This is a genomic window from Quyinboa ferrireducens, from assembly GCF_042436675.1.
Lineage (GTDB): Bacteria > Bacteroidota > Bacteroidia > Bacteroidales > UBA5342 > JBHJHP01.
This window is the reverse complement of record NZ_JBHMVA010000001.1, coordinates 571,691-584,460: the sequence shown is the minus strand read 5'-3', so window position 1 is coordinate 584,460 and position 12,770 is coordinate 571,691. Positions and strand designations below refer to the sequence as shown.

8 protein-coding genes and 1 pseudogene are annotated in these 12,770 nt (G+C 37.1%); 6 read left to right on the top strand and 3 right to left on the bottom strand.

Annotated elements, in window-relative coordinates; genetic code table 11:
• Positions 1-8 precede the first annotated feature (8 nt).
• The 3 genes and pseudogenes from ACE01N_RS02150 to ACE01N_RS02140 all read left to right on the top strand — a co-directional run bounded on the left by ACE01N_RS02150 (position 9) and on the right by ACE01N_RS02140 (position 6,726).
• Positions 9-677: a hypothetical protein gene (locus tag ACE01N_RS02150; RefSeq protein ID WP_380584349.1), complete on the top strand. Its 669-nt coding sequence runs from the start codon at positions 9-11 to the stop codon at positions 675-677.
• 70 nt (positions 678-747) lie between these two features.
• Positions 748-4,722 (top strand): annotated as a pseudogene (locus tag ACE01N_RS02145) (carboxypeptidase-like regulatory domain-containing protein); the annotation flags it as partial.
• Positions 4,723-4,872: 150 nt separating this feature from the next.
• Positions 4,873-6,726 (top strand): alpha-2-macroglobulin family protein, encoded by a 1,854-nt coding sequence (locus ACE01N_RS02140; RefSeq protein WP_380584853.1) that lies wholly within the window; start codon positions 4,873-4,875, stop codon positions 6,724-6,726.
• Between the two features lie 40 nt (positions 6,727-6,766).
• Here the strand turns inward: ACE01N_RS02140 and ACE01N_RS02135 are convergent, their stop codons facing one another.
• Positions 6,767-7,363, bottom strand: a complete 597-nt coding sequence (locus ACE01N_RS02135) for a superoxide dismutase family protein (protein ID WP_380584347.1) — start codon at positions 7,361-7,363, stop codon at positions 6,767-6,769.
• Positions 7,364-8,022: 659 nt separating this feature from the next.
• Here ACE01N_RS02135 and ACE01N_RS02130 point away from each other — a divergent pair.
• The 3 genes from ACE01N_RS02130 to ACE01N_RS02120 all read left to right on the top strand — a co-directional run bounded on the left by ACE01N_RS02130 (position 8,023) and on the right by ACE01N_RS02120 (position 10,671).
• Positions 8,023-9,384, top strand: coding sequence for an NAD(P)/FAD-dependent oxidoreductase (locus ACE01N_RS02130; RefSeq protein WP_380584345.1), 1,362 nt, complete (start codon positions 8,023-8,025; stop codon positions 9,382-9,384).
• A gap of 173 nt (positions 9,385-9,557) precedes the next feature.
• Positions 9,558-10,046: an RNA polymerase sigma factor gene (locus ACE01N_RS02125; RefSeq protein ID WP_380584343.1), complete on the top strand. Its 489-nt coding sequence runs from the start codon at positions 9,558-9,560 to the stop codon at positions 10,044-10,046.
• A 10-nt stretch (positions 10,047-10,056) separates the two neighbouring features.
• On the top strand, positions 10,057-10,671 hold the full coding sequence (locus ACE01N_RS02120; protein WP_380584341.1) for a hypothetical protein: 615 nt from the start codon (positions 10,057-10,059) through the stop codon (positions 10,669-10,671).
• Between the two features lie 4 nt (positions 10,672-10,675).
• On the opposite strand, the gene ACE01N_RS02115 is transcribed toward ACE01N_RS02120, so the two are convergent.
• Together ACE01N_RS02115 and ACE01N_RS02110 are read right to left on the bottom strand one after the other, a co-directional pair.
• Positions 10,676-12,034, bottom strand: a complete 1,359-nt coding sequence (locus ACE01N_RS02115) for an MATE family efflux transporter (RefSeq protein ID WP_380584339.1) — start codon at positions 12,032-12,034, stop codon at positions 10,676-10,678.
• Entirely contained in the window at positions 12,018-12,494 is a 477-nt protein-coding gene (locus ACE01N_RS02110; protein WP_380584337.1) for a MarR family winged helix-turn-helix transcriptional regulator, read from the bottom strand. Before ACE01N_RS02110 ends, ACE01N_RS02115 begins: the two co-directional genes overlap by 17 nt.
• Between the last annotated feature and the right edge of the window lie 276 nt (positions 12,495-12,770).

The window sequence follows — 12,770 nt, the reverse complement described above, 5'->3', positions numbered from 1 at the left end:
AAAAGATTATGAAAAAGATTGCTGTTTTTGCTATCACACTTTTATTCACTTTTAGTATTAATAGCCAAACTAAAGAAAGAAGTGGCAGTCAGTATGTTGGAATGAACCTGTTACAATATACATCATTAACTATAAACGGTAATTATTCCAAAGAATATAAACCATGGATAACCGGTATGGCAGATATCGGTTACACCCTGAATTACAGTAAAACCAATCCTTATGATGTGGTTGGATATATCCTTACTCCTCATATAAAAGGAGTTAATGAAGGATTTGACTTAAGCAAACAAAACGGTGGATATCTTAAAATCGGTGCTTTTTATAACTTTAGAAAGACATACGAAAAAACAAACTACGTTCATTTAGGACTATTTCTGAATAACTCTTTTGTTTATGAAAAAGCATTTTTTACAAATCCTGCTCTTGCTGATATCCACCCGAATCCTATTCCTTATTCACATGGAGTTTTAATGAGTGGTTTAAGTGTTTCGGCAGGATATGAATTTAAATTTTTAAAATTCTTAGTTTCAAGCGTAGATTTTCAGGTATCTCTGCCAACAGGAAATTACAAAGACTTATATGGCTACAGCAACTTTATTCCAGGCATGGGACATAAAGACGTGAATAGCTACTGGTTCCCTATGCTGATCTGGAATGTGAAATATAAGCTGTAAATTTTTGTGCTTCTGAATATTATGAAGTATTTTTTTACTACCTTGTTGGTATCAATAAAAAATTACTTCGATGTTATCCCAAAAATCTGTCTTTCAATACCTGTTTGTATTATTATTCTTAGTAAACGGCTTTAGCTTTTTTGGTCAGGATTTGATTCAAAGCAGAATAACAAGTGCTTATACTTATATATATAAACTTACTGAAAAGGAAGCACATACCATTTACAAAAAGGACAACTGGAAAGTTGAACCAACTTATTTTCATACGCTTATTGATTCTTTTCCAACAGACAGTAGTTATTCAGGAAATCTTGCCCCTGGACATTATCTGAAAACATTCTCCAGCGGAAGTCAGCAAAGAATCTCTATTACCACAATTCAGGACTTTGATGTATTTATTTTAAACAACAATACGGATTTATGCATTCAGGTTTATGACCTAAAAGGTAATATAATTCCAGATGCAGATATAAGTGTCGGTTTGAAAAAAATTAGATTTAACCGTAAAACTCAAAGTTATATCGATAAAAAATCTAATCAGAAGGGACTACTAAAAGTTACCTGGAAAGATAACACAGTTTATTACAACCTGAAAAGACGTTATAATAACTCATGCATTGAGAGAGGTTACAGAAAAGTGTCATTTGGCACTCCAATAAAATATGTTTGGGTTCCAGTCAATTTTATTATTCATGTTCCGATCGATGGCGTAAAATCCGTTGTTAGAAGACGCCCGGTTGGAACAATCCGGCGAACAACACATTTCTTCGAGAAAACATATCACAAAATTGCCTGTATTTTCGATGAATGGCATTGTGATTATTATGGTAAGAAAACTAAGGCAAATGGCTATATGGTATTTAATAAGCCTAAATACCTGCCCGGTGATACTGTAAAATTTAAAGCGTACCTGCTTAACAGAAAAGAAAAACCATATAAAGGTACTCTAGGTGTTTACCTTAATAAAAGTGGAAAAAACATTAAACTTACAGATCTTGAACCATATAATAATGGTGGATATGCCTACGAATTTTATCTCCATGATTCGCTTGAACTTAAACTTGACAGTTATTACTGGGTTTACTTGCAAAAGAACAAAAACAACTCATTAATAGGTGAATCCTTTCAATATGAAGACTATGAACTAAAGTCCATAACATTAAATCTTAAGACGGAAACAAAGGATCACTTTTTTGGTGATAGTTTGAAGATACTTTTAAAAGGAACAGATGAGAACGACCTGAATTTACAGGATGCAAGAGTCAAACTACTGCTGCTTCCCAGTACAGTAAAAAAATATCACAGCGCTCATGTATATTTTCCGGATACTTTAATGCAAATTGAAAAGGACCTGAAACCTTATGGTGAAACTGAAATTTATATCCCGAGCATTGATCTTCCAAAGGCAGATTTCAGCTATACAATCCTTGCTCAGCTGCTAACTTCTGATAATGAGGTTGCTAAAGAGCAACTCAAAATAGACTACTGGCACAACCGTACAGATTTTGATATGAAGCTCCTCAATGACTCCATACTGTTCTCAATGAGCAAAAACGGAAAGGCTTATATCGATAAAATTTGTATAGAAGCAGTTGACAATTTTGGAAATGAAACATTACTTTATGAAGGTATTACACCTGCGAAAGTTGAATTTGAACCTTATTTTTACGGTTATAAAATTAGTACTGACAGTACATCCAAAACTTTCATTACCTCGCAAGAACCTTCCCTGATACGTTGCTTCTCAGAGCGCACAGGAGACTCAATACATATTGTTGTTGACAATCCAAGAAACATTCCTTTCACTTATAATATTTATAAACGAAACAACGAAAAGTATGCTGGCTATTCCGATTCTTTGGTCATTAATAAAGCTGTAAAAAACAAGCAAAATTACTTTGTATCGCTACGTTATTTATGGGGCGGTAAAATTAAGGAAGAAAATTATAAAATTCCTTTACTTGACAAGAAGTTAAATATCACTGTCAACCAGCCGAAACTAGCCTATCCGGGACAGAAGACAACAATTCAAATTGCCGTGACGGACATTGATGGAAATCCTGTGGAAGGTATTGATCTCACAGCCTATGCCATGACTGGTAAATTTAAATATTCACCACCAACATTACCATATTTAGGCAAGTACAAAAAAAATAAAAATGTCATTAATACCTTTTTCATTAATCCCGCTACAACGTCAAATAACCGAAGCATTCATCTGGATTATGAAACATGGAAACTTTTGGCAGGAATAGATTCCATACCATATTATCAGTTCTTATATCCGGGAGAAAATATTTTTACCTATTACCACCGGCTGGATAAAATAGTCACCCAGTTTGCACCATTTGTTTTTAAAGATGGTATTAACCAACCAATTCATGTAATATATGTGGACAAAATTCCCGTATATTTCAGGTGGTCCGATTTCACTCAACCCTACTCATTCAGGATCAATCCGGGTTTTCATAAAATTATGCTACGAACAAGTGAAAAGTTGATAACCCTTGATTCTGTTTACATAAAACCTGGTAAAAAGTTGATCTTTAGCATCGGTGAAAACCTGATAAGTAAAAGAGTGAAAATAACCCAAGTAAAAAAACAACTCAGTAAGGTAGAGCAAAATAACCTGTACAAATATATCTTCCCTTACAGGTATCCGGCAGGTAAAAAATATGCGTATTTATACAGCAATGGTAAAGTACAGTATTTGAAACCAAAGTATAACAGGGGAAGACAAGGCTTGTTAGCAGGACCGGTAGCAGGAGATGTACGGTTTCAGGATCTGGATGGCTACAGCCTTTCATTCAGGCACGAACCTTTCATGGAGTATGAATTTGCACCACAAATTCTGAAAATGAGAACATTCGACAAAAAGAATTACCCAACTCATTTGTATAAGTCCCCATACAACTTCAGTTTAACAGACTCTGTTTTAACGGAATATGACATTAAAAAAATAAGACAGACGGAAATTGACAAACAAAGATACAGCCATGTAAGATATGCAAACCCTCGAAATACAGTCTCCGGTTATGGAACACTTTTAATTGGCATTGAGAATCCGACGAATAAAATGGACCGGTTGCCTTTGAATATTTTAATCCTGAAGTATAATGACCCATATTTTGTAAGGGTATATCCCGGTATGAGCCGAAGGTTTTTTAACCTTTCAGAAGGCAGTTATAAACTGGTTTTCTTTTATCCGGGTTCAGGATATCATATCGAAGATAACATTTATATAAAAAAGAACGGTACAAACTATTATGCATTTAAATATCCAAAGAAAATTTACAAAGATTCCTCCAGTGAATATTTTTCCCGGTTAATTGAAAAAACATTATTCTCCAACACGACGAAAGCAGAAGAACAGCAGGAGGAGCTCAAATCTATTGGAAACAAGTTTAACTCGTATCAACCTTATGAGGGCCCGGGCTTAACAATTACAGGCAAGGTAATTTCAGATTCAGATAAGGAATCATTACCTGGTGTTAATGTAATTGCCAAAGGAACAAAGTATGCAACAATCACAGACTTTGACGGTAATTTTACCATAACAGTACCTCCGGAATGCGATGCGTTAATTGTGTCCTTTATTGGTTTTGAACCGAAAGAAGTCCCTCTGCTTTACGAGGATTATAACCTCATAACCCTTGAGGAAAGTGCATTGGCAATGGATGAAGTAATGGTAGTAGGATATGGAACAAGAACTACTCGAAACCTTACTTTTTCCGTTTCAACTGTTGAAACAGAAAGTCTTCTAACTACCATGCCGGGTGTTCAAAGTGATTTATCCGGTGCGCTTCAGGGGCGGCTTGCCGGAGTGGATATAAGCAGGTCCGGCCATCCAGGTGGGCCAACAGAAATTCGAGTACGTGGCGCATCTACAGTATCCTTTGACAAAAATCCATTGTATATCATTGACGGTGTAGTTTTTAATGGTGATATTTCAGAGCTTGATCCAAACTTTATACAAAACATTAATATCCTGAAAGACCCGGCGCAAACAGCAATTTATGGTGCCAGAGGAGCAAATGGCGTTGTCATTATCCAAACCGTTCCGGGGAAATTTACCCCCGCCAGCAGCCCTGCAAATAAAGGAGCAGACTATGATGAAGCTTTTATGGAAGCTGCATCTGAAGCCAGTTCCATAAGATCAAACTTCTCGGATTATGCGTACTGGCAACCGCAACTTATTAGCGATGAAAACGGAAAAGCAGAATTTGAAGTTACCTTTCCTGATGACATAACCAGCTGGCAAACTTTTGTCCTTGCCATGAATGACGAAAAACAAACCGGTCAGGATCAGGATCTGATTAAATCATATAAACCACTAATGGCCAAACTTGCTGTTCCCCGGTTTCTCGTACAAAATGACACTTCCTTTATCATTGGTAAATCATTGAATTACACCCCTGATTCAATAAGTATTAAAACTGAATTTAAGGTTAATGATTCCTCTTCATTCAGCAATAACTCAATATGTGTCAACTCCATTATTGACACCTTAATGCTTGTGGCACCTAAAGATTCCCTTGCAGTAACGTATTCATTGAAAAAGGATGATGGGTATTTTGATGGTGAAAGGCGGGAAATACCGGTATATCCTGTCGGACTTGAAGAAACAAATGGTGAGTTTTTTGTTCTGGAAACTGATTCTAACGTTAGCATAACTTCTGATCCTGCAATGGGAAAAGTAAAAATGTACGCCCGTGCTGATATGCTTGATGTTCTGGAAGATGAGATTGACCACGTATTGCATTACAAGTATTTCTGTAACGAACAGATCACATCCAAACTGAAAGTCTTATTGGCTCAAAAACAAATTGCTGATTATAAAGGAGAAAAGTTTAGACAGGATCACGAAATAAACAAGTTGCTCAGGCTCTTAAAAAAGAATCAGATAAAAGATGGTCTTTGGGGATGGTGGAAGAACTCTGAAGAAAATGAATGGATAAGTCTGTACGTATTGGAAACACTTTCTATGGCAGAAGACTACGGCTCTAAAACATTTGTAGATAAAAACAAAATCGCTGAAAATGCGATCTGGCATATTCTGAATACTAAAAATGTTGATACCAGAATTAAATACCTGATGATTCTGAAGCGCTATAATATAAGAGTTGACTTTGTAGATTTCATTCATAAGCTGGATTCCACAGGAACAAAAAACTTTAATCAATTGCTGCAATTGATTTACCTGAAACAACTCACAGGTGTGTCTTGCAATATTGACACCCTGAACCAGTATAAAAAGACAACTTTGTTTGGGAACACTTACTTTTCGGATGAAAACAAAAGGCTCTCTCTGGTAGATAACGACATTCAGAATACCATTCTTGCTTATAAAATACTGCGGGCTGATACTATTCCGCATAATGTGGAACTACAAAAAATCAGAAATTACTTTTTCGAGCAGCGCAAAAAGTGTTATTGGAGAAATACATTTGAATCAGCTAACATTATTGCGACAATATTACCGGATCTGAAAGGAGGACATAACCAATTTCACAAATCAAAACTGTTTATAGAGGGTGATATTAAAAAATTGGTGAGTGAATTCCCGTTTGAAATGGAGTTTGATCCGGGACAAAATCTTATGCTGTCGAAAACCGGCGATTTTCCGGTTTATGTCACTACTTATCAACGTTTCTGGAATCCCGAGCCAAAATATAAAGCAGAGGATTTTGTCGTTACATCTGCGTTTAGTACAGGATCAAATACTTTAAAAGCCGGTGAAGAAGTAGTATTGAATGTTCATGTTAAGGTAAAAAAATCTGCTGAATATGTTATGATTAATATCCCTGTTCCGGCAGGATGTTCATATGCGGAGAAACATAAAAATAGTTGGTCAGAAACCCACAGAGAATATTATAAAAATGAAGTAGCTGTATTTTGTCAAAGAATGAATAAAGGGAATTATGATTTTGAAGTAAAACTTATTCCAAGATATAACGGTAAATACACCCTTAATCCTGCAAAAGCTGAACTAATGTATTTCCCAACTTTCAATGCCAATGAAGCAACTAAGAAAGTTACGATAAACTAGAAATATCATCCGGTGAGTACTCACCGGATGATATCTTAGTTTATTCTTTTGCTATGCCTATCACGCCTTCGGCAACTCTCGCTCCCGCAGCACCTGTTGGTTGTGATTTCAGATCATCTTCTCCTGCGTGAACAATAATGGCACGTCCGATAATGGAGTGTTTACCGCTTAGACTTATTACTTTATCCACACGTTCATAATGTGCTTTACCATCGGGGCCTGCAACCAGATTACCCAAGTCACCTACGTGTCGTTCTTTATCGCCAGGTGCTCCATGTTTCATGCCTTCCGGATTAAAATGACCACCTGTGGTTTTTCCATCTTTACCAGTAATATCTCCATATTCATGGACATGGAATCCGTGCTTGCCAGGCGTTAAACCTTTCACTTCTGCAACAATCTTAACTCCTGAGGGCACCTTTGTAAAAGTAATTGTCCCCGTTACCTCATTTCCCTCGGTAGGAGCAAGGACACAAACAGCTTTAGTTACATTGTCTTCCATCATCTGCATGGAGGCATTTGGATTATTACCGGAAGACTCTGAACTATTTTTCACGGCAAAAAGGTTAACACTCTGCGCGGCAAAAACAACTGTTGCCATAACAAATCCTAAAAGAAAACTTTTTCTGTGTTTCATAATATTTGTATTTAGAATCCTTAATTTCTGTTTTGGGAATAAATAAAGGTCGTTATGTATATTTATGGGATGTAAAACATGTACACGTTAATTTAGTTGTACATTTTAACATGTTATAATGTTTGGATCACCATAATTATACCTTGCCTGCGGTTGATAGTATTTATATGTTTTCAGCACTCAACACAAAATATAAAAGAAGAGGTCAGATGACGTTTAACAGTTAAAACGCAATGGGCTTGCTGCTGGTATCATTGCAATTTTTGGTTTTCTTCCTATTAAAGAACACGTGCTATACCAGATCATTGAAAAAGGATCTGTAAACCACGTATCAGGGACAAAAGTGTCAGTGAACGGAATGTCATCAATAAAAAATGTGGATTTTAAAGTATTACAGCGTGTAAAAACTCCACAGTTGAGTTTTTATGTTGGTGTTCAGAGGCTATTACAAAACTTAATTAAATAAAAATTTCACTAATTATGACCTCTGAAATGAACCTATCCAAATAACTGTTGTTTTGTGATTGAACTTAAAAGGAAAAACGTAGTATGGTATTTGCAACATAAATAAAAAAACTCTTAATCATAGTTTCAACTTCCTCCCCACAGAAGATTGAATAAGTACTCAAGGATTATTTTTAACCATTAAATTTTTTAAAATGTCAGATCAACATCTGCTTTCCGTAAATATACCTGAATCAGATCTGCCAAGAGTTGTTATTATAGGTGGTGGCTTTGGGGGAATACGCATGGTTAAGCATCTTGATAACACAAAGTACCAGGTTGTTTTACTGGACCGATATAACTATCATACGTTTCAGCCATTGCTGTACCAGGTAGCCACCGCAGGACTAGAACCTGATTCTATTGCAGGTCCATTGCGTAAAGTAACCAAACACCATAAGAATACATATTTCAGGATGCTGAAAGTGAACCGCATTGATCCTGAAAATAAGACTTTGCAAACATCCGCCGGATCATTGCACTATGACTACCTTGTAGTGGCTACAGGCGCCAGAATAAATTATTTCGGAAACAAAAGTATCGCAGAGCATGGCTTCCCTGTAAAACAGGTAACACATGCACTTGATTTGCGAAGTCATATCTTTCAACAGTTCGAAAAATCAGAATTTCTTACCGATGCCAAGGAAAAAGAACGTTTGATGACTTTCGTGGTTGTTGGTGCCGGACCAACCGGTGTTGAGGTATGCGGGGCTTTGGCTGAACTCAAAAATAATGTGCTGCCCAAAGATTATCCTCAGCTGGACATGAACAGTATGCGTATTTTCCTTATCGAAGGTGAAGATTGTGTAATTCCTGCGATGTCCGGTAAATCGGGCAATACAGCGCGAAAATACCTTGAAAAAATGGGTGTACAGATTATCCTGAAATGCAGAACAACATCATACGACGGTAAAGTTGTGCATCTGGATAACGGACAAAAAATTGAATCTGAAACGCTTATCTGGGCGGCTGGTGTTCGCGGAAACCTGATAAAAGGATTTGGAGAAAACAGCGTCAGCAAAGGAAAAATTCACGTCGATGACACCAATCATGTATTCAGAAATTATGAAGAAAAAGAAACTTACGACTGCATCTTCGCTATTGGTGACATTGCATTTATGCACCATAAAAAGTACCCCGGAGGTCTTCCGGGATTAGCTCAACCAGCCATTCAGCAGGGAACACAACTGGCAAAAAATTTGAACAATTTAGCCAGGGGAAAGAAAATGAAAACCTTTAAATACCTTAATAAAGGCGTATTGGCCACGGTAGGACGGAATAAGGCCGTTGCCGATTTACCGGGAAACATTAAGCTAAGCGGTATGGTAGGCTGGATGATATGGATGGTTGTACACCTCTTATTTCTTATTGGTTTCAGAAGTAAGGCTGTTGTTTTTGCCAACTGGTCATGGAACTATATTACCTACGACAGAGGTATCCGTCTGATTCTACGACCTTCATCAAAGAAAAACGACACAGTAAGTAAAGAGATGATAGAGGAAATGCTTGAACGATAATATGTTACTATAATGATGAAAAAGGGAAGCCTGTCTTCCCTTTTTTTATTTCAGATATTTAACGGTATTTCCTGTTATACTTCAAATATGCCTTTTTACTTTTATATTTTTTTCGAAATTCTGTGATTTTGCAGATCAATTTTCGAATAATATAGTAAAACCAGATACTAACAGTGGATAAAGAAAAGTTCATCAGCATAATTGGCAACCACAAAAACCTTATCTATAAAATTTGTCGCACGTATTGTTCCGACGCTAATAAACGAAAGGATCTGGAGCAGGAAATTCTTATTCAGTTATGGAATGCATATCCAAAATTTGACGGTAGGGTTAAAATAACCACATGGCTTTATAAGGTTGCACTCAATACGGCTATTTCTTTCTACAGAATGGATATCAGATATACAAAAAACCTGATCTACTTTGACAGGACAGTTATCTCTGAAATTCCTGACACGCAAACCGTGCAAAACGATAATTCAGAACTGCTTTACAAATATATAGATCAGTTCTCTGAATTTGACAAAGCACTCATGTTGCTCTACCTGGATGACTTGTCGTATAAAGATATCGCAGGAATTCTGGGTATTACTGAGTCCAATGTAGGAACTAAACTAAACAGGATCAGGCAAACGTTAAAACATCAATTTAAAAAACTTTAATCAGGAAAAGATGGATCTGGAAGATTTAAAACAAAAATGGAGTGATCAGGAGAAGAAACTTAATAACGTACTTCGGTTCAACAAGGAATTATTAATGCAATTGAATCTGGAAAAGTCAGGTAGTAACATTCGTAAACCTCTGATAACGGAGATTATAAGTCTTGTAATAATGACAAGCACAATTATTCTGATTACCATCCTGTCTTTAAATCAGTTTAAATCACCCCAATTCAGCATCACTGGCTTTGTGTCCATAACTTTGTCAACCGTGTATCTTTTTTTCTCTGTAAGAAGATACCGCATGCTTGCCGGAATTGATTTTTACAATTCTGATATTATATCACTTCAGAAAGAACTGGTTATATTAAACTCTTTTATTCTAAGAGCCAGGAAAACAGAACTGACTCTTCTACCATTTTTCACCATAACATTGATGCCGGTAGTATTTATTGAATTGGCAGGAATTGATCTGTACAGGAATTTACTAATGTTTGGCATTGAAATCCTCATAATTCTTACGGTTGGTTATCTTGTGGGTGCCTGGATCAACCGCAAAGTATACGATGAAAAAATTAAAAAGACCGCAGCCCTACTGGATGAAATCCGACGGTATGAAGCTGAATAGTCACCTAAGCCGGCTGCGCAGCCAGTTCCAGTTTTCTGACCGTTTTACGGAGATAACTGTAAGACAGTAAGCCAACAAGGAGATTGGCGGTAAAACCTGCCCAGAACACACCTGTTATGCCAAGTATTTTTGAGCCAATCCACGCTAACGGAGCATAAAGTACCACCATTCTTACCACCGAAAATATGGCTGACGGATAGGGTTTATTGATCCCGTTAAAACTGGACGCACTCAACATAAGCAGTCCCTGAAATCCATAGCTTGAGCCAACAATATAGAAGTATTTGCGGGCTATATCGATCACCATTGCATTATCGGTGAATACCGACGCGATAAATTTACCGAAGAATACGAACAGAACAAAGACCAGAATGCCCCATGATATGGAAAATTTCATGGAATAACTGAGTGACTGAAAGATCCTCCCAAACTTATTCTTACTCACGTTCTGACCAATGAAGATGATCAGAACTGAGCCTAAAGAAACTATCACCATCAGGGCAAACATTTCAACACGTGATGCCACTCCAAAGGCAGCAACAGCTTCTTTGCCAAACCCGGCAATAATCTTGGTGATGAATCCAATGGATATAGGGGTTATCAGCATGCCGATTGCAGCCGGACCAGCTATGTACAATACGTTTCGCCAGGTTTTCAATATTTCTCTGATCTTTCCGAATTTAAGCGTCAGGAGTTTTTCTCTGCGGATCAGAACAATTAAAATAAATATCAGTCCAATACTCCTTCCTATTACCGTTGCCAGGGCAGCACCTTTTATACCCAAAGCGGGAACCGGCCCCCAGCCAAAAATCAGAATCGGATCCAGTATAACATTGGCAACTGCCGATGTGAGCATCAGCATGCCGGGTAAAAATGTGTCACCTGTAGCTCTTACGATGTTGTTTCCAATCATCGGAATCACCACAAACGGAACTCCAAAATACCACACTCCCATGTAATCTACAACATACCCCAGAATATCTTCACCAGCTCCCAGTGATCTGAAAACAGGCCGCATGGTGTTCAATCCTACAGTCACGAAAATTGCGACCACAATTACACCCAGCAATATGGAACGGCTTGCCATTAGCTTTACATTTTCCCGGCTCTCAGTGATAAAATTTCTGGATACCAGAGAACTTGTGCCTATTCCTATTCCCTGCGACAAACTGTTGATAAACATCACAATCGGAAAGCTGAAACTCATGGCAGCTAACTGTTTTACGCCGAGTTTACCTACAAAATAGGTATCCACAAGATTGAATATCACCATACCCATCATCCCAAATAACATGGGCCAGGTCAAGGTATATAATTGCTTTTTTATATTTCCTTCCGTTAGGTTTTTACTTCTCTTCTTCATTTCTGTTCAACTCTTCCATTGCTTTCTCAGCATTACAAATCAATTTCCCTATAAGAGAATATACCATTTCTGTCTCCTCTTTGCTGAATCCGTCCAGCAGTATTTTGCTCCACTCAGAAAAACGCGCATACAGTTCAGGCAGCAATGCTTCTGTCTTTTCTGTGATAAAAATATTACGTCCACGTGAATCATTCTCGTCCGGTTTACGCTCAATATATCCGTTTTTTTCAAGGATATTCAGTTGCGATGTGACTGAAGATTTATCCAGGTTAAAATATGTTACCAGCTCATTTTGGCTCAAACCATTGTTTCTACTGATAAAATTCAGGGTCAACACCTGTGCATGTCCAATAGAATAATCCCTGAATCTGTGCTTCAGATAACGGTGTGCCGATCGGGATAAAAACCCGATGTTTCTCCCTATAGATTTTCTGTTCTGCTCTTCTTTTGATCCAATCATGCTGCAAAATTACAATTTAGTTTGAATTCAAACTATTGTAAAATAAAAAACAACATAATGACTATATTGTTTTGATCGGTTCCATTTTACAAAAACAATACTGTTGCACGCACTCCGTTTCATAAACTGAGGCTATCCGATTCTTCAATGATCTGCTCTTATTGCTTTTTATAAAAAATTCACATATTTACATATTTGTTAAACAACTCTATACATCATAGTGTTATTAGGTGTAAGTGTTTCAATGTACTCTCATACTAAATGTTGATTCACTAA